19 protein-coding genes are annotated in these 21,761 nt (G+C 63.9%); 10 read left to right on the forward strand and 9 right to left on the reverse strand.

Annotated elements, in window-relative coordinates:
* Window positions 1-28: 28 nt before the first annotated feature.
* From CEJ45_RS18255 to CEJ45_RS18265, 3 genes are all read right to left on the reverse strand, one after another.
* Window positions 29-454, reverse strand: coding sequence for a DUF4399 domain-containing protein (locus CEJ45_RS18255; protein ID WP_241517372.1), 426 nt, complete (start codon window positions 452-454; stop codon window positions 29-31).
* Window positions 455-520: 66 nt separating this feature from the next.
* Entirely contained in the window at window positions 521-1,099 is a 579-nt protein-coding gene (locus CEJ45_RS18260) for a hypothetical protein (RefSeq protein ID WP_088756454.1), read from the reverse strand.
* Between the two features lie 11 nt (window positions 1,100-1,110).
* On the reverse strand, window positions 1,111-1,944 hold the full coding sequence (locus CEJ45_RS18265; RefSeq protein WP_420913310.1) for a ZIP family metal transporter: 834 nt from the start codon (window positions 1,942-1,944) through the stop codon (window positions 1,111-1,113).
* A 505-nt stretch (window positions 1,945-2,449) separates the two neighbouring features.
* On the opposite strand from CEJ45_RS18265, the gene CEJ45_RS18270 reads away from it, so the two are divergent.
* The 3 genes from CEJ45_RS18270 to CEJ45_RS18280 all read left to right on the forward strand — a co-directional run bounded on the left by CEJ45_RS18270 (window position 2,450) and on the right by CEJ45_RS18280 (window position 4,396).
* Window positions 2,450-3,352, forward strand: a complete 903-nt coding sequence (locus CEJ45_RS18270) for a manganese catalase family protein (protein ID WP_088756455.1) — start codon at window positions 2,450-2,452, stop codon at window positions 3,350-3,352.
* A 74-nt stretch (window positions 3,353-3,426) separates the two neighbouring features.
* Window positions 3,427-3,939, forward strand: coding sequence for a ferritin-like domain-containing protein (locus CEJ45_RS18275; RefSeq protein ID WP_088756456.1), 513 nt, complete (start codon window positions 3,427-3,429; stop codon window positions 3,937-3,939).
* 67 nt (window positions 3,940-4,006) lie between these two features.
* Window positions 4,007-4,396 (forward strand): hypothetical protein, encoded by a 390-nt coding sequence (locus CEJ45_RS18280; RefSeq protein WP_088756457.1) that lies wholly within the window; start codon window positions 4,007-4,009, stop codon window positions 4,394-4,396.
* Here CEJ45_RS18280 and CEJ45_RS18285 read toward each other — a convergent pair.
* Window positions 4,372-6,339 carry a putative bifunctional diguanylate cyclase/phosphodiesterase gene (locus tag CEJ45_RS18285; RefSeq protein WP_088756458.1) on the reverse strand — a complete coding sequence of 656 codons (1,968 nt, stop codon included), beginning with the start codon at window positions 6,337-6,339 and terminating at the stop codon, window positions 4,372-4,374. The two genes, CEJ45_RS18280 and CEJ45_RS18285, sit on opposite strands and share 25 nt — an antisense overlap.
* Window positions 6,340-6,677: 338 nt before the next feature.
* Here CEJ45_RS18285 and CEJ45_RS18290 point away from each other — a divergent pair, with 338 nt between their 5' ends.
* The gene (locus tag CEJ45_RS18290; RefSeq protein ID WP_088756459.1) at window positions 6,678-9,200 is read left to right on the forward strand and encodes an ATP-binding protein; all 2,523 of its coding nucleotides are present in this window, start codon (window positions 6,678-6,680) and stop codon (window positions 9,198-9,200) included.
* 60 nt (window positions 9,201-9,260) lie between these two features.
* Here CEJ45_RS18290 and CEJ45_RS18295 read toward each other — a convergent pair whose 3' ends face one another.
* Window positions 9,261-10,118 (reverse strand): IclR family transcriptional regulator, encoded by an 858-nt coding sequence (locus tag CEJ45_RS18295; protein WP_088756460.1) that lies wholly within the window; start codon window positions 10,116-10,118, stop codon window positions 9,261-9,263.
* Complete coding sequence (locus tag CEJ45_RS18300; RefSeq protein WP_088756461.1) at window positions 10,115-10,897, reverse strand: IclR family transcriptional regulator; 783 nt, start codon at window positions 10,895-10,897, stop codon at window positions 10,115-10,117. Before CEJ45_RS18300 ends, CEJ45_RS18295 begins: the two co-directional genes overlap by 4 nt.
* Before the next feature lie 343 nt (window positions 10,898-11,240).
* On the opposite strand from CEJ45_RS18300, the gene CEJ45_RS18305 reads away from it, so the two are divergent.
* The 4 genes from CEJ45_RS18305 (at window position 11,241) to CEJ45_RS18320 (ending at window position 15,665) form a co-directional block, all read left to right on the forward strand.
* Window positions 11,241-12,200 (forward strand): MBL fold metallo-hydrolase, encoded by a 960-nt coding sequence (locus CEJ45_RS18305; protein ID WP_088756462.1) that lies wholly within the window; start codon window positions 11,241-11,243, stop codon window positions 12,198-12,200.
* Between the two features lie 38 nt (window positions 12,201-12,238).
* Window positions 12,239-13,984 carry an FAD-dependent oxidoreductase gene (locus CEJ45_RS18310; protein ID WP_088756463.1) on the forward strand — a complete coding sequence of 582 codons (1,746 nt, stop codon included), beginning with the start codon at window positions 12,239-12,241 and terminating at the stop codon, window positions 13,982-13,984.
* Window positions 13,985-14,025: 41 nt separating this feature from the next.
* The gene (locus CEJ45_RS18315; protein WP_088756464.1) at window positions 14,026-14,244 is read left to right on the forward strand and encodes a DUF2783 domain-containing protein; all 219 of its coding nucleotides are present in this window, start codon (window positions 14,026-14,028) and stop codon (window positions 14,242-14,244) included.
* Between the two features lie 71 nt (window positions 14,245-14,315).
* Window positions 14,316-15,665, forward strand: coding sequence for an MFS transporter (locus tag CEJ45_RS18320; protein ID WP_088756465.1), 1,350 nt, complete (start codon window positions 14,316-14,318; stop codon window positions 15,663-15,665).
* A gap of 89 nt (window positions 15,666-15,754) precedes the next feature.
* Here CEJ45_RS18320 and CEJ45_RS18325 read toward each other — a convergent pair whose 3' ends face one another.
* Both CEJ45_RS18325 and CEJ45_RS18330 read right to left on the reverse strand, forming a co-directional pair.
* Window positions 15,755-16,105, reverse strand: a complete 351-nt coding sequence (locus tag CEJ45_RS18325; RefSeq protein WP_088756466.1) for a type II toxin-antitoxin system ChpB family toxin — start codon at window positions 16,103-16,105, stop codon at window positions 15,755-15,757.
* The gene (locus CEJ45_RS18330) at window positions 16,099-16,350 is read right to left on the reverse strand and encodes an AbrB/MazE/SpoVT family DNA-binding domain-containing protein (RefSeq protein ID WP_088756467.1); all 252 of its coding nucleotides are present in this window, start codon (window positions 16,348-16,350) and stop codon (window positions 16,099-16,101) included. The genes CEJ45_RS18325 and CEJ45_RS18330 overlap by 7 nt, the downstream gene beginning before the upstream one ends.
* Before the next feature lie 320 nt (window positions 16,351-16,670).
* Between CEJ45_RS18330 and CEJ45_RS18335 the strand changes: the two genes are divergently transcribed.
* Together CEJ45_RS18335 and CEJ45_RS18340 are read left to right on the forward strand one after the other, a co-directional pair.
* On the forward strand, window positions 16,671-18,416 hold the full coding sequence (locus CEJ45_RS18335; RefSeq protein ID WP_088756468.1) for an ABC transporter permease: 1,746 nt from the start codon (window positions 16,671-16,673) through the stop codon (window positions 18,414-18,416).
* A 14-nt stretch (window positions 18,417-18,430) separates the two neighbouring features.
* Window positions 18,431-19,774 (forward strand): ABC transporter ATP-binding protein, encoded by a 1,344-nt coding sequence (locus CEJ45_RS18340; protein WP_088756469.1) that lies wholly within the window; start codon window positions 18,431-18,433, stop codon window positions 19,772-19,774.
* 54 nt (window positions 19,775-19,828) lie between these two features.
* Here CEJ45_RS18340 and CEJ45_RS18345 read toward each other — a convergent pair whose 3' ends face one another.
* Window positions 19,829-21,475 carry a methyl-accepting chemotaxis protein gene (locus tag CEJ45_RS18345; protein ID WP_088756470.1) on the reverse strand — a complete coding sequence of 549 codons (1,647 nt, stop codon included), beginning with the start codon at window positions 21,473-21,475 and terminating at the stop codon, window positions 19,829-19,831.
* Window positions 21,476-21,761 lie beyond the last annotated feature (286 nt).

The following is a 21,761-nucleotide window of genomic DNA, read 5'->3' on the forward strand; positions in this document are numbered from 1 at the left end:
TGTGTACTATCGGCGCCCCGTGGGAGGATCATTTCACGATGATGTTGATACCGTGCGCCATCATGTGTCCGTAGGAACGATGCTCGCCATCGGCGAACTGGTCCGTGAGCTTGTATTTGCCCGGTGGCAGCGTGACCATGACTTCGGTCTGGCCCTTGTCGAGGTGGAGATGGGTGTCATCGTCGGGAATGACTTCCCCCTTGCCCACGGCACCGTGATTGATGAGCAGGTGGTGATGACCGGTTCCTTCCACCACCTTGCCCGCCGGGCGGGTTGTCATGGCATGCGCGGCCAGGCGCACGCGGAAGGGGCTGGTCACGGTCTGCCCGGTCTTGGGTTCGAGGATGCTCACCGTGGGCTCATCGGCGTGGGCCGGCAGCGCATGCATGGACAGCACCACCAGGGCACTGCACGCAGCACGCAACAGGGCAGGACGGGAAAGCGGATTGAACATGTGGACTCCTGTAGTGAAGAAAAAATAAGGGTTGTCTCGGGCCGGCACGGACCGGATGGCTACGCTTCAGATCGACAGCGGGCTGCGTCCCTGCTGCGGCAATCCCGCATGCAGCTTGGCCAGCAGGCTGCGCAGCTGGGTCCGGTACTCCAGCACCACGCTGCGCTCGCAATAAGGGCTCCATGCCGGGTCGAGCGCCAGCTCGGCGGGGTCCGATGCGCTGTCGGGTAACGCAGGGCGCCGCGCGGATGTCACGCCCGGCGGCGCCAGCCGTACCTGGCTGGCCTGGCCAAGACTCTCGCGCAACTCCAGCAGGGTCAGCGCGACCGTGCGGTACTTGTAGGGCGCCTCCAGTTTCACGCCGCAGGCAGCGCACACCAGGCGCAGCCTGGCCTTCACATCCTTGTCCCTGTGCGGCTGCCGGCCTTCGTTCCAGGCAGCGCCAAACAGCAGGGGACCGGCGTGGTTGAGATAGGCTTCCAGACAGAATGAGAGCAGCATCAGCACCGACAGGAACACCCAGCGCGAGCCGGACTGCTCTTCCCCCGCCTTCCTGGTGAGCAGCTCGGCCCCGCGCCACAGTTCCACGTAGGTCAGCGCTGATGGCGCGATGGCCGGATCCTCATCAGGCGCGGGACGGGTCATGATCGCTTCCCTCATGACAGTGCGGTATCCATCACCATCATGAGCACGAAGCCGATGATGAGGCAGCAGGTCGCCGCCAGCGCATCGCGACGGCGATGCGGGTCCGGGATCACTTCATGGGCCAGCACGAAGAGCATGGCCCCGGCCGCGCCACCCAGGGCCCACGGCAACATCGCCGCCGACAGCGACACCAGCGCCGCGCCGCCCACCGCAGCCAGCGGCTCCACCAATCCCGACAGGATGCCGCAGCCGATGGCGTCAGCACGTGAATAGCCGATGCCGCGCAGGGCGGTGGCCACGATCATGCCTTCGGGGATGTCCTGCAAGGCGATACCGAAGGTGAGCACGGAAGCCTGCTCTGGCGCCACGCCACCATAGGCCACGCCGACCGCCAATCCTTCAGGCAAGTTGTGCAACCCGACCGTCAGCACGAACAGCCACACGCGGCGCAGCGCCGCCTGGCGCACCAGTTCGTCATGGCCCTCCCCGGCACGCTGCAGCGCCAGCACCAGCAGCGCACCGCACAGTACGCTGGCCCCGGTGATGAGGCTGGCCATCTGCTTGGTGCTGCCGCCTTGCTCCAGGCTCTCCAGGGCCGGCAGGATGAGCGAAAAGACGGAGGCTGCCAGCATCACCCCTGCACCGAAACCGGTGCAGCAATCGGCCATGCGGGGCGAGAAACGGCGCGAGAAAAACAGCGGCAGCGTCCCCGCCGCAGTGGCTGCAGCGGCGGCCATGCCGCCCACGTAGGCGCGCCAGATACGCTCATCGTGGGCGCTCCACCAGCCGATGGCAGCGGCCAGCAGGACCACGCCGAGGGCGACCATGGGCCAGCTCAGCCGCATGGCATCGGGGGCCGCCGTCGATGTGGACGCGGCCTCGGCAGGAGTGGCCGTGGCGCCGGCTGGCTGCCGCGGCGTCAGCGTGAGCGTGGTCACGGAGGGCTCGACTTTCTTGAGCATGTTGTCCTTGCGTGAGCGGAAATGGAAATCGAAAAGGGCGACCGCAATCAAGCTTGCGCGGCGGCATTCAGCCTGCAGCGCGCACGTCCAACCTGCACGGGCATGCAAGTCTCCGAGTCTAGCGGGGAGCCCGCCTGCGCTCCATCGGACTAACACTGATAGTCGGACCTGTGGTCGTCCGACGGCGGCTGCTGCCGCGCTAACGATCTCCGACACGTTTCATCGTTACCGATCACCGCATGTTTTCCGCTCATGCCGATGGTATGGCTGAGCACTCGCCTCCTAGCATGAAGTCTCTGCTGGACGAATGGCTCGCTCGCCACACGGTGACGCATTCACGTCCAGCTTTCTCCCCGTTCAATCCCTCGACCTCGACAAGGAGTCCGACATGTTCGCTCACAACAAACGCCTGCAATACACGGTACGCGTCGCCGGCCCCAATCCCGGGCTGGCCAATCTGATGCTGGAACAATTCGGCGGCCCGCAAGGCGAACTGGCCGCTGCCTGCCGCTACTTTACCCAGGCCATCGCAGAAGATGATCCAGGCCGCAAGGACATGCTCTTCGACATCGCCACCGAAGAACTGAGCCACCTGGAAGTGATCGGCAACATCGTGGTCATGCTCAACAAGGGCGCCAAGGGCAAGCTGGCCGAAGGCGTGGAAGAAGAAGGCATCCTCTACAAGGAAATCACCGGTGCCGGCAACGACAGCCACATCACCCAGGTCCTCTATGGGGCCGGCGCACCGCTGGTCAATTCAGCCGGCGTACCCTGGAGCGCTGCCTACATCGACACCATCGGCGAGCCCACTGCCGACCTGCGCTCCAACATTGCCGCCGAGGCGCGCGCCAAGATCGTCTATGAACGCCTGATCAACCTCACCGACGATCCGGGCGTGAAAGAAGCGCTGGGCTTCCTGATGACGCGCGAGATCGCCCACCAGAAGTCGTTTGAAAAAGCGCTCTATTCGATTCGCCCAAACTTCCCGCCGGGAAAAATGCCTGGCGATCCGCGCTTCTCCAAGGTCTACGTCAATCTCTCGCAAGGGCTGGGCGAACAGACTGGTCCATGGAATGACGGCAAGCAGTGGGAGCGCCTGGATGGCGCCGATGCTTTGACCCCGGTCGATGGCGGCGACGGTCAGGCCACGGTGGAACTCGGTGCCGAGGAGCAGGCCATGCTGGACCAGATGGCGGCCCGCACCGCCTCCGCACAGGATGGTGAACCGCTGACCGGCGCCGAGATTGGCTCGGCCGATCCGGAGATGAACCTCAAAGCCAAGAAGCCCTGAGCCCCGCTCCTGCAGAGGTGGCGCGTTGCACAGGCAACGCGCCACCTGCCCCGGAACCCGACAAGGAGAACGCGATGACTACCGACGTCAACGAAAACCTGCTGGCCTGGCTCAAGGATGCCCACGCCATGGAACAGCAGGCTGAACACATGCTCAAGGCCCAGGCCAGCCGCATCGATCACTATCCCGAACTGAAAGCGCGGCTGGAGTCGCACCTGCAGGAAACCCTCGGCCAGCAGGAACTGGTGGAGGGATGCATCAAGCGGCTCAACGGCAGCGCCTCCCTCTTCAAGGACATGGCGGGGCGCATGACCGCCTTCGCCCAAGCGGCAGGCGGCATAACCCAGCACGATGAGATCGTCAAGGGGGCCATTGCAGGCTATGTGTTCGAGAATCTTGAAATCGCCTGCTACACCTCACTCATCGCGGCGGCGCGCGAAGCGGGTGACAGCGAGACCGAGCGCATCTGCCAGGCGATCCTGGAACAGGAAAAAGCCATGAGCAGCTGGATGCTCAACCACCTGCCCACGGTCACCCGTGATTTCCTGGTGCGCTCGGCCACACCGGGCCAAAAGGCCAAGGTGTAGCGCGTTGGCCGGACGCGCTGCGACCGCTCCGGCTTCGCATCCGCAACAGCAGCCCAAGGAGAATCCGATGACGACGCAGGAACCGACCGTGGCCGCCTTTCCCTTCCCTACGCTGGCCAGCGCACAACGCGCCTATGACGCCCTGCGCGAACGGGGCCTCACCAGGGAGCAGATGGAATTGCGGGTGATGGATGATGAGGCCGGACCGTCCAGCGGCAACTTCATCCTTGAATACAAGGAAACTGATGTGCATTTCGACAGCAGCTGGATGGACATGCTGGGCAGCCGCGACGATCCCAACGTGGGAGCAGGCAGGCAGGAAGTTTTCTGGTCTTGCGAAGCGCTGCTGCTGGTGAGCACACGCGATCCGCACATCCTCAACGCCTTGCAGGAAGTCTATCGCGCCAGCGGCATGGACTTCGATGCGGCGCGTCAGCGCAAGGACGGCTCGCGCTGAAGGGAACCGGCTTGCCGGGCCTCCATCCACGCCTGCACCTGCCCGGCTGCCAGCGGCACCGAGAACAGGTAGCCCTGCCCGTACAGCGCGCCAAGCTCGCGCAGGCTCTGCAGGTGCGCCGGCGTTTCCACCCCTTCCACCACACAGGCCAGTTGCATGTCATGCGTGAGCGCGAGCAAGGATTTGACGATCTTGTGGCTCACCGCATTGTGCTCGATGTCGGCCACGAAGCTCTTGTCGATCTTGATGCGTGTGAGCGGCAGTGCGTGCAAGTGACTCAGGCTGGCATAGCCGGTGCCGAAATCATCGAGCGTGATGCCGCAGCCCAGCTGGCGCAGGGTACTCACCAATTGGCTGGATTTTTCCAGGTCCTGCAGCACCGCCGTTTCAGTGATCTCCAGGTCGAGCCGCGAAGGACACATCCCCGAGTGGGTAATCACCTGCACGATCTGCGCCATCCCTTCGCTGGTATTGATGTCATTGGCCGACAGGTTGAACGACAGGCGGATGTCGGGCGGCCAGGTTGCAGCAGCCTGCAGCGCCTTCTTCAGCAGGATCACGCTCAACTGGTTGATGATGCCCATGCGCTCGGCCGCCGGGATGAACTCCATGGGGGCCACCGTCCCCTTGACGGCACTGTGCCAGCGCGCCAGGGCTTCGAAGGCGATCGGCTGGCAATCCTCCAGGCGCACGATGGGCTGGAAGAACACCGACAGTTCGCGATCGAAGTCGGCCAGGCGCAAGGCTTGTTCGATATTGGCATTGCGCTGGATCTGGGCCTTGTCCTTTTCGGAAAAAAGCGTCACGGTCCCGCGCCGCTCGCGCTTGCCCTGGTACAGCGCATAGTCGGCGTGCTCATAGAGCGAACTGGCGTCCACGGCCATGTCGGGAAAAGTGGCCACGCCCACCGAAGCGGCAATCTGTACCGTCGCCTTGTAGAGCACGAAGGGCCGGCGCAAGGCATCGCAGATGCGGCCGCCGAATTGCTGCAGGGCCTCATCGCTGAGGTCGGCATCGATGATGATGGAAAACTCGTCGCCGCCCAGGCGCGCCAGGTGGAAATGATCGTCCTGGCAGACGGCGGTGAGGCGTTGGCCCACTTCCACCAGCAGCTGGTCACCATGGGTATGACCATAGAGGTCATTGACGGCTTTGAACCCGTCGAGGTCGAGGATGGCAACCGCAAAACGCTGGCCGCTCGCGGTAGCCCGGGTACAGATCTCGTTGAGCTGGGCGAAGAACTTGCGCCGGTTGGGAATCTGCGTGAGCGAATCGAGGTTGGCCAGGCGCAGGTTCTCGTTGCCCAGCAAGGTCGTCTTGACCTGGGCATCGATGAGCCGGACGAAATCGCTGTAATGGCTGTTGACGATGGCCAGCATGCCGATGGTCACCAGCACCACGTTCAGTGCCGCTGCCACAAAGGTCGGAATATGGGTGGAGAGGAAGAAGACCGTGAAGATGCCATTGACGATCAACGCCACCGACAAGGCCGCCGAGCGCAGGTACATCAAACAGAAGATGCAGCAGATGACGGTGATGCCCATGTAGAAAGCGACATGGGCCTGGGCATAACTGTCGCCGTAGGGAAACAGCATCACCGACCACAGCGAGAAACTGAGCGCAATGGGCGCCGCCAGGAAACTGGTGCGCTTGAGCGCATTGGCGGCCATGCCAGGGGTGGGATCGACGAGGCGGCCGCGCCACCAGAAGGTCAGGCGCGTCACGCACAGCACCGTGAGCATCGCCGGGAAATACAGGCTGAGCCAATAAGGTGCCAGCGGGTAATAGGTCTGTGCCAGTGCCCAGCTGTTGATCAGCAGGATCAGGTACATCATCGGCATCTTGCCGGAGAACGCACGGTACTGCGCGATGAGCAGCTCGGGCTGATCATAGTCCACGCGCCAGTAACGGCGCACCATGCTCATCAATGAGGAAGCAGACATCCTGTGCTCTGTGCCTTTTCTACTTTTACGCCGCAGCCAGGGAGCCATGAGGGCCGGCATCACCCTATGCAAGCATTTGTTGTGACGGCTTCGATTATAGGCGCGTGCGGGCCTTCCCAAACTCAGGAAAAGCCTGATGTATTGCCGCTTTCCGGGCGATCAGGTGCTCAACCGCAAGCAGCCGGAACGTAACGTTCAGCCTGGCTTGCCGCATCGGGCAGGAAAGGATGAGCTCGGGCAACATCTGCCTGCGCAAACACCCAAATTGCGTCCTTGTCCTACAGCTTCCTCACAAAGGCTCATCTACAATCAGGCGACATCAGAAATCAAGGTCCGCCATGTCCGAGTTTTCCCGTCGTGCTGATCTCTCGCCGCCCACCGCCGGATCAGCCGTTCCCGCAGTCCCTGTGGCCGCGTATTTCGCCGTCGATGCCCGCTGGCAACTGGTCTACTTGGATGATGCCGCTGCGAGCGTGCTGGGCCGGCGCCAGGATGGGACGCACACACTCCCGGGCGCAATGCTGTGGGAGGCTTTTCCTGGCCTGGCCGGCAGCTTGCTGGAGGCGCAACTGCGCGCCACTCTGGCCGACGGCCAATGCCGACAGTGCGTTTATTCACCGCCAGGCCTGGCGATTTCCTTTGAAGTGATCTGCAGCCCGCAAGCGCAGGGCGTCTCGGCCAGCCTGCGCGAGTGCTTGCCTGCCTGTGCGCCGGACCCGGAGCCTCCCTCGGAGCGCACGCTGCACGAACAGCGACGGCGATTCTATGAAACCTTCCTTTCCACGACACCTGACCTGGCCTATGCCTGGGACCTGAATCACCGCTTCACCTACGCCAACCGCGTGCTGCTGCAGATGTGGGGCAAGACCTGGGAGGAAGCCATCGGCAAGAATTGCCTGGAACTGGGCTACGAGCCCTGGCATGCCGAGATGCACAGCCGCGAAATCGAACAGGTGCGTGCCACCAAGCGCCCGGTGCGTGGCGATGTCCCTTTCAACGGCACCTTCGGCCGACGCATCTATGACTACATCATCTTCCCCGTCCTCGGCCCGGATGGCGAAGTCGAGGCCGTGGCCGGCACCACCCGCGACGTCACCGAGCGCAAGAACAGCGAGGCACGCCAGCATGCCCTGTTCCGCCTGGCCGAAGCGATCCGCGCAGCCGGTTCGCTGACCGACGTGGCCCGCGCAGCTGCCCACGTCATCGGCGATGCCCTCACCGCGCGCTGGGTCAGCTACAAGACACTGGGACCGCAGCTGCAGGTACAGGAACTGGGCCAGTGGAGTTTCCATCCTGATGAGAACGGTGCGGCCGCACTGGCCTTGCACGATGAGCGGCGCCTGTCGCAAACCCTGCGCAGCGGTAGCGTGGTCCTGGTCGGCCATATCGATCACGACGCCCGCGCAGCCAGCGTGAAAGAGCAGCACCGTGCCTGCGGCGTGGCTTCCTATATGGACGTACCGCTCATCGAGGGCGGCGAACTGGTCGGCGTCGTGCACGTCAGCAGCAACGTGCCCCGCACGTGGACCGACAATGAACTGGCCATCGTGCGCGATGTGAGCGAGCAGGCGCGCGCGGCCTTTGAACGCATCCGCAACCAGCAGGCGCTGGCCGCCAGCGAGGCGCGCCTGCGCGAGATCAACGAGTCGCTGGAAGCCGAGGTCAGCGCACGCACCAAAGAGCTGATGGCCACGGAAGAAGCGCTGCGCCATTCGCAGAAGATCGAAGCCATCGGCCAGCTCACCGGCGGCCTGGCGCATGACTTCAACAACCTGCTGGGCGGCATCACCGGCAGCCTGGACCTGATGCGGGTGCGGCTGGTGCAGGGACGCGGCGACGAACTGTTCCGCTACATCGACCTGGCTGCGCGCAGCGCGCAGCGTGCGGCCTCCCTCACGCAACGGCTGCTGGCCTTCGCGCGCCGGCAGACGCTGGCACCGAGCCCCACCAACGTCAACGTCTTGATCAGCGGCATGGAAGAACTGATCCGCCGTACCATCGGCCCGGCCATCACGCTGGAAGTGGTGACCGCAGTAGCGCTGTGGCCGACCTTCGTCGATGGCCCGCAACTGGAAAGCGCCCTGCTGAACCTGTGCATCAATGCGCGCGACGCCATGCCCGATGGCGGCCGCCTGACCATCGAAACCGCCAACAAATGGCTGGACGACAAATGGGCGCAGGAACGCGATCTCCCGGCCGGGGAGTATGTCTGTATCTCGGTGACCGATAACGGAACCGGCATGCCACCCGATGTTTTGGCACGGGCCTTCGATCCCTTCTTCACCACCAAGCCCATCGGCGAAGGCACCGGTTTGGGCCTGTCCATGGTGTATGGCTTTGCGCGCCAGTCGGGCGGCCAGGTGAGGCTCTATTCGGAAGTGGGCCGGGGCAGCACGGTGTCGCTCTACCTGCCGCGCCACCTGCAGGAGGCACGAGCGGAGGAAATTGAACCGGCCAGTGCGCCAGGGGCCGCCGGCAGGGGCGAAGTGGTGCTGGTGGTAGACGACGAAGCGCCGATTCGCCTGCTGGTGGCCGAAGTCCTCACCGAGGCCGGCTATACGGCCCTGCAGGCCGAGGATGGGCCGACTGCGCTGCGCCTGCTGCATTCGGCCGCGCGCATCGACCTGCTCATCACCGATGTGGGATTGCCGGGCGGACTCAATGGCCGCCAGGTGGCCGATGCAGCGCGCGCTGCGCGACCGGAACTGCAGGTGCTCTTCATCACCGGCTATGCGGAAAACGCCGCCTTCGGCAACGGCCACCTGCCGGCGGGCATGCAGTTGCTGACCAAGCCGTTCAAGATGGATGGCCTAATGCAACGGGTCCAGGCCATCCTGGAGAGCCGCACTACGGCAAGCTGAATATCCTGCAAACGATATAAACGATATAAGCGATATAAGCGATATAAACGAGTTGAGCGCTCACCCGCGCATGGCCGCCATGGCCGGCTCGACTGCGCCAAGTCGCCACGACACCGATTGCGCAGCTGCCCGCAGCAGCAGTGCCGCATCTCCCTCCAGGGCAGTATCGAAACTGCCGCTGCTGCCCATGATGGCCATCACCAGCGCCAGCTGTCCCGCGTGATTGAACACCGGTGCGGCCAAGGTGTGGATGCCCGGTACAGGTCGGCCCAAGGCCTGGTCCATCGCCTGCTCGCGGATCTGGCGCAGTCGTTCGGCGTAGTCGTGGCGCAGGCTGCCATCGGCATGGGCGACGCTGTCGGGCTGCGCGCCTTCCATGCGGATCGCATCCATGGCCAGGGCCCCGGCCAGCATGTCCGGCGGCAAATGCGCCGCGCAGACACGGCCGATGGCGGTATGCACCATCGATAGCACAGTCCCGATGCGCAGGCTCACATGCTGCGGCCGGGAGGATTCCTCCAGCCGCACCACGGTCGGCCCCAGCGGACCGATCACGGCCAGCGCCACCGACAGGCCGGTCGCCTGCGCCAGGGTCGCCACTTCGGCCTCGGCCTCGCGCAGCGGCGAGAGCCGTTGCAAGGCGGCCAGGCCCAGGTCGAGACTGAGTGCACCGGGGAAGAAATTGCCCTGGGCGTCACGCGAGAGCAAACCGATCTTCTGCAGGCTCACCAGGTGCGGGAAGGCCTTGGCCGCCGGCATGCCGGCCAGTCGCGCCAGGTCGCCCAGCGGGAGTGGCCGGCCGGCCTCCAGCAAGGCTTCCAGCAGTGCGCCCGTGCTGTCGAGCGACTGGATGCCGCGCTGGCTGCGCGTGCCGTCCTGGTCGTCTTCGGGCATGGGCAAGGGGGTGGAAGTCTTCATGCGGCCTCCTCTTCGGTGTCGGGCAGGGTGGCCGCGATGGCCTCGATGCAGCCGCGCAACTGGCGCGCGACCGTGCCGCGCCAGCCGGCATCGATCACGCCGCTGCTGCCGATGACGGTGACCAGCAATAACAACTGCTGCTGCGCATCGAGCAGGGGCATGCACAGGCTGGTCACACCCGGACTGGGCAAGTCGACCGCCCGCTCCATGCCGCGCTTGCGGATGGCATCGAGTTCTTCTTGGAAATGCCTGAGCTGGCTTTTGGCGACTCCCGGATGCTGCACCTCCCACACACCCTGCCAGGCAGCGAAAGGGACATAGGCGCAATAAGCGCGCCCGGTGGCGGTATCGGACAAGGCCATCACGGTGCCCACGTGCAAGTTCACATGCAGCGGCTTGCCGGCATGGGCATAGTGCACGATGGTCGGTCCGGCCGGCGTGGGCAAGCTGATCGCCACGCTCAGGCCCGTATCCTGGCTCAGCTGCTGCACCTGCGGCAGGGCCAGGCGGTAGGCGGGCTCCTGGGCCAGGCGCGCCATCCCCAGGCGCAAGGCCAGCGGACCGGGCTCGTAGTGGCCATCGCCGGGGGTGCGCTTGATCAGGCCCAGCCGCAGCAGGCTCACCAGGTAGGTGTGGGCTTGCGCCGAGGACAATTCGGCCGCGGCCGCCAGCGCCACCAGCGGCAAGGGCTGGCGCGCCAGGGCCAGGGCCTGCAACAGGCGGCCGGCCACTTCCACGCTCTGGATGCCACGTTGTGTCTTTGCGGGAGATGCGCTCATCCGGGAATTCCAAGATTGATGATTTGGGCTGCTGACTATGCACAGCAGCAGTGCCGCATGCGCATGCGGCATGCGGCGTCACACCCGGATTCTAATCGAACTGGCTTGCAGCGCAGCAAGAACTGGCCTTGGTGCAGAAAACGTCAATTAATCCATGACAAACATCTTTGCCATTGACTAATCAAAAGACGCTCACTAAGATGCCATCAACCTGCTCACGGCAGGTATCAACAACAAGATTTGACCCGCATTGATCCATGACGGGTTGGACGGAGACCTCCCCCGATGGCGCAAGCCATGTCCAGCCGCGTCCCCACCCAAACTGTTACTGAACGAGGCAGACATGGCCAAGGCTTTTGCATCCCAGGCGGATCTCGACGCCAAGAAGATCACCTTTGAACGCATCTCGGAAAACGCCTACGCGTACACCGCCGAGGGCGATCCCAATTCCGGCGTCATCATCGGCGACGACAGCGTGATGGTCATCGATACCACCGCCACCCCGGCCATGGCGCAGGACCTCATCGCGCGCATCCGCAGCGTCACCGACCTGCCCATCAAGTACGTGGTGCTGACCCACTATCACGCGGTGCGCGTGCTGGGCGCGTCGGCTTATTTCAAGGAGGGCGGCGAGCAGGTCATCGCCAGCCGCGGCACCTACGAGATGATCGTCGAGCGCGGCGAGGCTGACATGAAGTCCGAGATCGAACGCTTCCCGCGTCTGTTTGCCGGGGTGGAGACGGTGCCCGGCCTGACCTGGCCGACCCTGGTGTTCGAGAAGGAAATGACGCTGTTCATGGGCAAGCTGGAAGTGAAGATCGCCCACCTGGGCGCCGGCCACACCAAGGGCGATACGGTGGTGTGGCTACCCGGCCAGAAGGTCCTGTTCTCGGGCGACCTGGTGGAATACGACGCCGCCTGCTACTGCGGCGATGCCCAGCTCGAACCCTGGCCGGCCACCCTCGACGCCCTGGCCGCCCTGCAGCCCGAAGCCCTGGTACCGGGTCGCGGACCGGCGCTGCGCGGACGCGCGCAAGTCGAGCAAGGCATCGCCTACACCAAGGATTTCGTGTCCACCCTGCTGCGTGCCGGACGCGAAGCGGTCGCCGCCAGGATGGGCCTGAAGGAAGCCATGGCCCATACCCGGCAGTTGATGGATCCCAAGTTCGGCCAGGTCTTCATCTACGAGCACTGCCTGCCCTTCGACGTCACGCGCGCCTACGACGAAGCCTCCGGCATCGCCCATCCGCGCATCTGGACCGCCGAGCGCGACAAGGAAATGTGGGCCGCATTGCAAGCCTGATCCCAACAACCCCATAGAGGATAGCGAGGAGACAACCCATGAACGAAAACCCAGCCATCGATTACCAGCAGCAGCGCTTCTCCTTCCAGCCCTGCCTGGAACAAACCCGCAGCGACGCTGCTCCCGTGCATCCGGTGGTCGTCATCGGCGCCGGGCCGGTCGGCCTGGTCAGCGCCATCGACCTGGCGCGACAAGGCATCCCCGTCGTGGTGGTGGACGACGACGACATGCTTTCCGTCGGATCGCGCGCGATCTGCTTTGCCAAGCGCACACTGGACATCCTTGACCGCATCGGCTGCGGCCAGCGCATGGTGGACAAAGGGGTGGGATGGAATCGCGGCAAAGTCTTCCTGCGCGACCAGGCCATCTACGAATTCGACCTGCTGCCGGAAGCCGGCCATGCCCGTCCTGCCTTCATCAACCTGCAGCAGTACTACCTGGAAGGCTACCTGCTGGAAGAAGCCAGCCAGTACCCGCAGATCGAACTGCGCTGGAAGAGCAAGGTCAGCGGCATCACCCACCAGGGCGATCATGAAGCGCTGACGGTCGACACCCCCGCCGGCAGCTATACCCTCAAGGCGCGCTACGTGGTGGCCGCCGACGGCTCGCGCAGTCCCCTGCGCAAGATGATGGGACTGGAGAGCGTGGGCCACACCTTCCGCGATCGCTTCCTCATCGCCGACGTCAAGATGGAAGCCCCCTTCCCGGCCGAACGCTGGTTCTGGTTCGATCCGCCCTTCCATCCCAACCAGTCGGTGCTGCTGCATCGCCAGCCTGACGATGTGTGGCGCATCGATTTCCAGCTCGGCTGGGATGCCGACCCGGTGCTGGAGAAGACGCCCGAACGCGTGATCCCGCGCGTGCAGGCGCTGCTGGGCAAGGATGTGAAATTCTCGCTGGAGTGGGTCAGCGTCTACACCTTCTCCTGCGTGCGCATGGATCGCTTCCGCCATGGCCGCGTGCTGTTCGTGGGCGATGCCGCGCATTGCGTTTCGCCCTTCGGTGCGCGCGGCGCCAACAGTGGCGTGCAGGATGCGGAGAACCTGGCCTGGAAGCTGGCCTACGTCCTGCAGGGCAAGGCACCGGAAAGCCTGCTGGACAGCTACGCCAGCGAGCGCGAAGTTGCCGCCGACGAAAACCTGCTCAACTCCACCCGCGCCACCGACTTCATCACTCCCAAGAGTGCGGTGAGCAAATGCTTCCGCGATGCCGTACTGGCCCTGGCGCGCGAACATGACTTTGCACGCCGCCTGGTCAACAGCGGCCGCCTGTCCCTGCCGGCTACGCTGCATGGCTCGCCCCTGAACACTCCCGCCAGTGCGCCCTTCAGCGGGGCCATGCAGGCGGGTGCGCCCTGCACCGATGCGCCGGTGCTGACCAGTACCGGTCCAGGTTGGCTGCTGCCCCAGCTGGGCGACCAGTTCGTGGCCATGATGTTCGCCGCGCCCGCCGAACTGTCCGAGGCACAGCGACAAGCCCTGCAATCACTGTGCGAAGGCAGCGCACCGCTGCGCCTGCTCTTCGTCAGCAGTGCCGACGCCACGGCCGAGGATCGCGCCGCGCTTTCGGCTTTGGGGCAGGACGCGCGCCAGGTGCAGGACATCGACGGCCTGGCTGCGCAACGCTACGACGCGCAGCCGCAGACCTGCTACCTGATCCGTCCCGACCAGCACATCTGCGCCGCCTGGCGCAAGGTCGACGCCGCGGCACTGGCCGAGGCCCTGCTGCGGGCGACCGGGCACCGCCAGGGTGCACTGGCCGCGCCGGTACTGGATGCGGCCTGACAAGCCTCGCGCTGAACAAACCCGATATCAAGGAGACTCCCGTGAACCTGAACACCGCACCCAACCTGGACCGTCCGGACGATTTCTATGAAGCCCTGATCGACATGCATCGCGGCCTGGACGACGCCGCCAGCCAGGAAGTCAATGCGCGCCTGATCCTGCTGCTGTGCAATCACATCGGCGGGCATGCGCTGTTGATCGAGGCCATGCAGCGCGCGCGCGCAACCGTCGCGCCAGCCGCCCTTGCCGAAGCGGCCTGAGCCAGGCCCCCTTCACCCACATCCACGTCAACAAGAGCGCCACCCGAGGCGCCTACACAACGGAGACATTCATGATGACCCCATCCCAGGGCGCCGGCACGCTGGCTGTCCCTTCCTCACCCGATCTCAGCGTGGCGGCCGAAGACGCGATCTATCGCAAGGTCTGGCTGCGCATCATTCCCTTTCTTTTCATCTGCTACGTGGTCTCCTTCCTGGACCGCATCAATATCGGCTTCGCCCAGTTGCAGATGAAGCAGGACCTTGGCTTCAGCGACGCCATGTATGGCCTGGGCGCGGCTGTCTTCTATGTCGGCTACGTGCTCTGCGAAGTCCCCAGCAACATGCTGCTGGCACGCTTTGGCGCACGCCGCACGTTCTCGCGCATCATGGTGCTGTGGGGACTGGCCTCGGTGGGGATGATGGCCGTGAGCGATGCGACGCACTTCTATGTGCTGCGCTTCCTGCTGGGGGTCTTCGAGGCGGGCTTCTTCCCCGGCATCGTGCTCTATCTCAGCTACTGGTTCCCGGCGCGGCGCCGCGCGGCGGTGATGGCGATCTTCTTTGCCGGGGTCGCGGTGGCCGGGGTGCTGGGCGGACTGGTCTCGGGCTGGATCATGCGCGACATGGCGGGGGTCATGGGCCTCTATGGCTGGCAGTGGATGTTCGCCATCGAAGGGGCACCGGCAGTGGTACTTGGCTTGCTGGTGATCTTCCTGCTGGCCGACGGACCGGCGCAGGCCACCTGGCTGACGCCCGAGGAGCGCAGCTTCCTGCTGAACCGCCAGAGCCAGGAAGCGCTGCGCACCCATCACGTGAGCGCCCACTCGCTGGCGGCGCTCAAGCAGGCGCTGTCGCATCGGCCAACCTACCTGTTCGCCTTCATCTACTTTGCGCTGACCTGCGGCTCGCTCACGCTGAACTTCTGGATGCCGCTGATGATCCGCGACTTCGGCATCAAGGATGTGGTGCAGGTCTCGCTCTATACCGTCATTCCCAACGCCATCGGCGCCATCGGACTGATCCTCATTGCGCGCCGCTCGGATCGCCGCAACGAGCGTCACGGCCACTTCCTGGTGTGCACCACCGGGGGCGCGCTGGCGCTGGCGGCGCTGACCTTGCATCCGTCCAGCCTGGCGGTGTCGCTGGGCTTGCTGTCGATCGCGGCGGTGCTGATCTTTGCGGCCCTGCCGATCTTCTGGTCGCTGCCGCCGGGCCTGCTGCCGGCCCAGACCATCGCGCCGGGCATCGCCTTCATCTCCAGCGTGGGCATCACCAGCGGCATCGTCAGCCCCTGGCTGATCGGGCTGGTCAAGACTCGTACCGGCAATATCGACATTGCCCTGTATATCCTGGCGGGCTTGCTGTTGCTCAGCGGGTTGACGATGTGGACGATGATTCCACGCAAGAAACATCACCACTGAACCAATACATCTCGAAATCGGCAATAGAGATTAAAAACTGAATTTAGAAACTGAAGCGGTTCATGCGACCAGCATGAACCGCTTTCCGTTCAGTCGAGAATGGCCTGCAAGCGCGCCAGTGCGTCGTCGATGACGAAATCCGGCGCACTTTCGACCCTCTTTGCGCCGCGCGCCTCCAGATCGAGCATGCGAATCTGATTGACCAGTGCCGCCCCTTGCGTCTTGGTCGCTGCACCGCTCAGTGTGACGGCAAAGCCGGCATGACGTGCGAAGTCTCCGCCTTGTGTAATCGGAGCAACCAATACGGTTCCCATCACATTGAATACCGAGGTCGATAACACCAAAGCGGGGCGATGCTCGCCTCTTTGCTCCCGGCCCTCTGTAGGCTCAAGATTGACGACCACGATATCGCCGCGGTCAAACTTGACGCGCCTCACCATTTTTCCCGTCCCACTGGCTTCAGTTTGCGCCAGGTCGCCATATCCTCCGGCTCGCCAGCATTCAGATCGCATTGATTCACGAGATCCTCCAGCGCGTAGACATGCCGCTTGGGCTTGAGCAGCGCTCCTTCCGGACGGATATCAACTGTCAACTTGTCGCCAAGCTTGACGTTGAGCAAGCTCAGGAATTCGGTCGACAGGCGAACGGCTGCACTATTGCCCCATTTCTGAATGGATAACTCCATATTCACTCTCCAAGATGTAGATACATTGTATAAACCTCCCTTTTCAAGTCAATGACCACGTATCTACAAAGTATCTACTTTGCAACAACCCAATCGTGGCTCTTTTTTTGAATACCGTTCTGCGCGACAAGCTGGTCAAGAAACTGTCAGAATACCTTGCTACAGTTGCGCCGCCGGTCTCGGGGCCGCGTGTTGCACGGAACCAGACCGTTGACCGATCGGATTGATCGCACACGATCGATCCGGGAGCACCTGAACGCCTTCCCCGGCCACCATCGCCAACACCGCCATTACCGCCATCCAGCCTCACCGCCATGACAATGAAGACCACCTCGCCGCAACTGACGGCCTATGAAGAAGTCAAGCCTGGCTTCGGCTGGATCGATGCGCTGGTGCTGGCGGTGCTGTTCGGCCTGCTGTGGAGCGCCCTGCACTTCGGTAAAGGCATGCTGGTGCACTTCGATCCGTCCGACCAGCTGGAGGTGGACAGCTCGCCCGCCATGATCCCCTATTACGCCGGCCGCACGCTGCTGCGCATGTGGATCGCCTTCGCTTTCTCGCTCTTCTTCGCCATCGGCACCGGCTACCTGGCCGCCAAGAGCCGCCGCGCGCGCGCCCTGATCCTGCCGGCGCTGGACATCCTGCAATCGGTGCCGGTGCTGGGTTTCCTCTCGCCCACCGTGGCCGGCTTCATGGCGCTGTTCCCGGGTAGCTTGATGGGCGTGGAATGCGCGGCCATCTTCGCCATCTTCACCGGCCAGGTGTGGAACATGGCATTCGGCTTCTACCACTCCATGGTCACCATCCCGACCGACATGCAGGAAGCCGCCACCACCTATCGCCTGACCGCCTGGCAGCGCTTCCGCACGGTCGAGCTGCCGGCCTCGGCGCACAGCCTGATCTGGAACTCGATGATGTCCTTCGGCGGCGGCTGGTTTTTCGTGGCGCAAAGCGAAGCCATCAGCGTCATGAACAAGGACCTGAAGCTGCCTGGCCTCGGTTCCTACATGGCGCAAGCCATCGACCAGGGCGACCATACTGCGGCACTGTGGGCGGTGATTGCCATGCTGGCGCTGATCCTGGTGAGCGACCAGCTGGTCTGGCGGCCGCTCTTGGCCTGGGCCGACAAGTTCAAGATCGAACTGACCGAATCGAGCTCGCCGCCGACCTCCTGGGTGTATGACCTGCTGCGTGGTTCCTACGTCTTTACCTGGCTCGATGAAAAACTGTGGCTGCCGCTGGGCGACTGGCTGGCGCGCCAGCGGCCCGCCACGTCAGCCGCACCGACCCCGGCCCGCATCACCCGTGAACGCTGGACCAAGCGCGTCATCACCGGCCTGATCTGCGGCCTGCTGATCTTCGAAGCCCTGCGCGGGCTGGTGGCAGCCATCGATGCCTTGCACGGCGCCATGAGCTGGAGCCTGTTCGGCCACATCGTCTGGCTGGGTTTCCTGACCATGCTGCGGGTGCTGGCCATGACCGTGATTGCCACGCTGATCTGGACCCCGGTGGGCGTGTGGATCGGCTCCAAGCCGCACATTGCCCGTTTCGCCCAGCCCCTGGCGCAGATCGGTGCGTCCTTCCCGGTCAACATGACCTTCCCGCTGGTGGTGGGCTGGTTCGTGGCCGCCAACGTGAGCATGAACTGGGGCAGCATCCTGTTGATCGCCATGGGCACGCAGTGGTACATCCTCTTCAACGTCATCGCCGGTGCCATGGCCATTCCCAATGACTTGAAGGAAGCCGCCCGCATGTATGGCCTGTCGCGCTGGAATTTATGGAAGACGCTGATCCTGCCGGCCATCTTCCCGTTCTGGGTGACCGGCGCATGTACCGCAGCCGGTGGCGCATGGAATGCCTCCATCGTGGCCGAGCTGGCCAGCTGGGGCGATGTCTCGCTCAAGGCCGATGGCCTGGGTGCCTATATTTCGGCAGTCACCAAATCCGGTGACACGCCGCTCATCATCGCCAGCATCGGCGTGATGTCGATGTTCGTCGTGTTGATGAACAAGTTTGTCTGGCGTCGCCTGTATGCCTTCGCCGAACGCCGTTTCCGCCTCGATTGATCTTGAGCCACGCCATGACCATGAATTCTCCGCAACAACGTCCCGCCGTCGCTGAACTGTGCGCTGTCAGCAAATCCTACAACACCGCCGGCGGCCACGAGCTCAAGGTATTGGACAACATCGACCTGGCCGTCCACGAAGGCGAACTGCTGGCCCTCCTGGGCCAGTCGGGCTCGGGCAAGTCGACCATCCTGCGCTGCCTGACCGGCCTGGTCGAACCCAGCTCGGGCCACACCATGGCCGCCGGCAAGCCACTCTATGGCGTCAATCGCGATGCCTCGGTGGTGTTCCAGACCTTCGCGCTCTACCCGTGGCTGACGGTGGAACAGAACGTGGCCGTGGGGCTGATGTCGCACAACCCGACCCGCGAGGAACGCGATGCCGCAGTAGACCGCGCCATCGAACTGATCGGCCTGGGCAACTACCACAGCGCCTATCCGCGTGAGCTCTCCGGTGGCATGCGCCAGCGCGTGGGCATTGCGCGTGCGCTGGTCTCCAAGCCCAAGCTCCTGTGCCTGGACGAAGCCTTCAGCGCCCTGGACGTACTGACCGCAGAGAACCTGCGCCAGGAACTGATCAGCCTGTGGGGTGCCCCCGACAGCGGCCTGACCTCGATCTTCATGGTCACCCACAACATCGAGGAAGCGGTGGAAATGGCCACCCGCATCGTCGTGGTGTTCCCGCGCCCGGGCCGCCTGGGCCTGGTGCTGGACAATCCCCTGCCCTATCCGCGCGACTCCAAGAGCCCGGAATTCCAGCGCCTGGTCAACATCATCCACGAAGCGATCACCACGCTCTCGCTGCCCGACCTGCCGCCGGAGGCGCACGTGCCGGGCGAGCCGATCTCGCGCGGACGCAAGCGCATGGAATCCATCCCGCTGATCCCGGTGGGCCAGATCCTGGGCCTGATGAGCCTGCTGCACGACGAACCGGAACTGAACAACATCTATGATATTTCGGACGAGATCGGCAAGGAATTCGGCGAGACCATCGCCACCGTGAAAGCCGCCGAGATCCTGGAACTAGTGGATACGCCCAAGCAGGAGGTCTACCTGACCGACCTGGGCCGCCGCTTCGTGGCCGCCGACCGCCAGGGCCAGCGCGCCATCTTCGCCGAGCAGGTCTACAAGCTGCGCATCTTCCACATCATCTTGGCGGTGCTGGGCGAGGCCGAAGAAATCGAGGCAGAGCGCGTATTGAAGGACATCGGCAGCGCCCTGCCCTACGACAATCCCGAAAAGACCTTCGAGACCATGATCGCCTGGGGCCGCTATGCCGGTCTCATGGACTACAACGCCAAGACCGGCATGGTCTTCGTGCCCAAGGACGAAGACGAGGACGACGGCGCCCAGGGCTGATGCACGCAGGGCCGGCCCACGCCGGCCCGCCGTGCTTGCCTGGCAGTGCCAGTCTCAGTGCAGGGCCGCCAGCGGCGCGCCCGGCAAGCCCGGTGCAGCAGGGGTGGCATGGCCACTGCCGGGCGTGACCGAGGCATCCTGGCGGATCTTGAAGATCGATACCACCTTCAGCAAGCCCATCGCCTGCTGTGACAGCGACTGCGCTGCCGCACTGGCTTCTTCCACCAGCGCCGCATTCTGCTGGGTCACCTGATCCATCTGCACGATGGCGGTATTGATCTGTTCGATGCCGCTGCCTTGCTCCTGGGTAGCGGTAGCGATTTCGTTCATGATCTCGCCAAAGCGCTGCACCGATGCCACGATGCCGTTCATCTGCTGGCCGGCGCTGGCCACCAGTTGCGAGCCTGCGCCCACATGCGCCATCGATTCGCCGATGAGGTCCTTGATTTCCTTGGACGCCACCGCGCTGCGCTGCGCCAGCGAGCGCACTTCCGAGGCCACCACCGCAAAGCCGCGTCCCTGCTCGCCGGCGCGGGCGGCTTCCACTGCGGCGTTGAGCGCGAGGATATTGGTCTGGAAGGCGATGCCTTCGATCACGCCGATGATGTCGGCCATCTTGCCCGAGCTGGCCGAGATCTTGTCCATGGTCGAGACCACGCGATCAAAGGCCTCGCTGCCACTGGCGGCGGTCTGCGCTGCGCCACCTGACAGGCGCAGCGCCTCGGCGGCGTGGCTGGTGTTCTGGCGCACGGTGGTGGTCAGTTCTTCCATGCTGGCGGCGGTTTCTTCCAGCGAGGCGGCTTGTTCTTCGGTGCGTTGCGAGAGGTCGAAATTGCCCTGTGCGATCTGGCCACTGGCCACCGAAATGGTCTCGGCCGCCGACTTGATGCCGTGCGCGATCACGTTCAATTGATAACGCATCTGCTCGATGGAAGCCATCAGGCTGTTGCCATCGCCATCCCGCAGTCGCACGGTGGCGGTGAGATCGCCGGCGGCGATCTCGCGGGCGATGGCTTGCGCTTCCGACGGCTCGGCACCAAGCTGGCGCAGGATGCTGCGCGCAATCATGGCCGAGGCGGCCACGCCGATGAGCAACGCCAAGGCCACGGCACTGAGCATGATGGTGCGCAGCCATGCATAGGTGCTGCGCGCGCTGCTCGCGGCTTCTTCGTTGAGTTGATCTTCAAAGTCGGCCAGTTCGGTGAGCGATTTGATCCAGGCCTGCTGCCTTGGACGCACTTCGGTGATGAGCACTTTCACCGCATCGGCTGGCTTGTTGTCCAGCCCCAGTTGCAGCGCCTTGGCCATCAACGGCACGGTGGCCGCTTCATCGGCCTTGATCTGCGCCAGCAACTGCTTTTCGCGCTCGGTCGTGGCCGCTTCGGTATTGAACATCTTGTCCAGCGTGACCAGTGCATCCGCATAGATCTTCTCCTGGCGCGCCAGCGTCTGCGATTCCACCCGCATGCCTTCCTGATCGTCCAGCAGGGCGATGTTGCGAATGGCGATGGCGCGCTGGCTCAAGGCGTTGCGCAAGGCGCTGACCAGCTTGGTTTCGGCATTGTTGACGGCGGTGATGTCGGTGAGCGCGTCATTGATGCGCGCCATGCCTGCCATGCCCAGTACGGAAATGCCCAACAGAAACACGAGAATCAGGCCGAAGCCCAACGCCAGCCTGGTCACGACTTTCAACTTGCCCATGGTATTGCCCCCTTTTGCGGTATCCCCCGGCCGACGGAAGGTGAGGCCGGGGAGAGTTTGACGGAGCTTGCCCGGGAAGGACTGCGGGACCTGAACGCTTGAGTGGGGCGAGGAGGGTGAAGCGGGACGCTGTTGTGATTGTGGTTCGCCCTGGTGCAGTCAGTACGCCGGCAAGCAAGAGCAGTCTATGCTCCCGCCTGCCGGGACAAAGCGAGAATCAGCGAGGATTTATCGGCTCACTAAAAAGTTACCAATTTGGGTACATTTCAGTCAATGATGAGCTCGG

This window comes from Herbaspirillum aquaticum (assembly GCF_002213425.1).
In the GTDB taxonomy this organism is placed as follows: Bacteria; Pseudomonadota; Gammaproteobacteria; order Burkholderiales; family Burkholderiaceae_D; genus Herbaspirillum; species Herbaspirillum aquaticum.

Coding starts and splice junctions, on each gene's coding strand:
- CEJ45_RS18345 (WP_088756470.1), bottom strand. CDS start 21,475: ATGGGCAAGTTGAAAGTCGTGACCAGGCTGGCGTTGGGCTTCGGCCTG.
- CEJ45_RS18255 (WP_241517372.1), bottom strand. CDS start 454: ATGTTCAATCCGCTTTCCCGTCCTGCCCTGTTGCGTGCTGCGTGCAGT.
- CEJ45_RS18265 (WP_420913310.1), bottom strand. CDS start 1,944: ATGCGGCTGAGCTGGCCCATGGTCGCCCTCGGCGTGGTCCTGCTGGCC.
- CEJ45_RS18320 (WP_088756465.1), top strand. CDS start 14,316: ATGATGACCCCATCCCAGGGCGCCGGCACGCTGGCTGTCCCTTCCTCA.
- CEJ45_RS18340 (WP_088756469.1), top strand. CDS start 18,431: ATGACCATGAATTCTCCGCAACAACGTCCCGCCGTCGCTGAACTGTGC.
- CEJ45_RS18280 (WP_088756457.1), top strand. CDS start 4,007: ATGACGACGCAGGAACCGACCGTGGCCGCCTTTCCCTTCCCTACGCTG.
- CEJ45_RS18310 (WP_088756463.1), top strand. CDS start 12,239: ATGAACGAAAACCCAGCCATCGATTACCAGCAGCAGCGCTTCTCCTTC.
- CEJ45_RS18270 (WP_088756455.1), top strand. CDS start 2,450: ATGTTCGCTCACAACAAACGCCTGCAATACACGGTACGCGTCGCCGGC.
- CEJ45_RS18260 (WP_088756454.1), bottom strand. CDS start 1,099: ATGACCCGTCCCGCGCCTGATGAGGATCCGGCCATCGCGCCATCAGCG.
- CEJ45_RS18295 (WP_088756460.1), bottom strand. CDS start 10,118: ATGAAGACTTCCACCCCCTTGCCCATGCCCGAAGACGACCAGGACGGC.
- CEJ45_RS18290 (WP_088756459.1), top strand. CDS start 6,678: ATGTCCGAGTTTTCCCGTCGTGCTGATCTCTCGCCGCCCACCGCCGGA.
- CEJ45_RS18335 (WP_088756468.1), top strand. CDS start 16,671: ATGAAGACCACCTCGCCGCAACTGACGGCCTATGAAGAAGTCAAGCCT.
- CEJ45_RS18275 (WP_088756456.1), top strand. CDS start 3,427: ATGACTACCGACGTCAACGAAAACCTGCTGGCCTGGCTCAAGGATGCC.
- CEJ45_RS18325 (WP_088756466.1), bottom strand. CDS start 16,105: ATGGTGAGGCGCGTCAAGTTTGACCGCGGCGATATCGTGGTCGTCAAT.
- CEJ45_RS18330 (WP_088756467.1), bottom strand. CDS start 16,350: ATGGAGTTATCCATTCAGAAATGGGGCAATAGTGCAGCCGTTCGCCTG.
- CEJ45_RS18305 (WP_088756462.1), top strand. CDS start 11,241: ATGGCCAAGGCTTTTGCATCCCAGGCGGATCTCGACGCCAAGAAGATC.
- CEJ45_RS18285 (WP_088756458.1), bottom strand. CDS start 6,339: ATGTCTGCTTCCTCATTGATGAGCATGGTGCGCCGTTACTGGCGCGTG.
- CEJ45_RS18300 (WP_088756461.1), bottom strand. CDS start 10,897: ATGAGCGCATCTCCCGCAAAGACACAACGTGGCATCCAGAGCGTGGAA.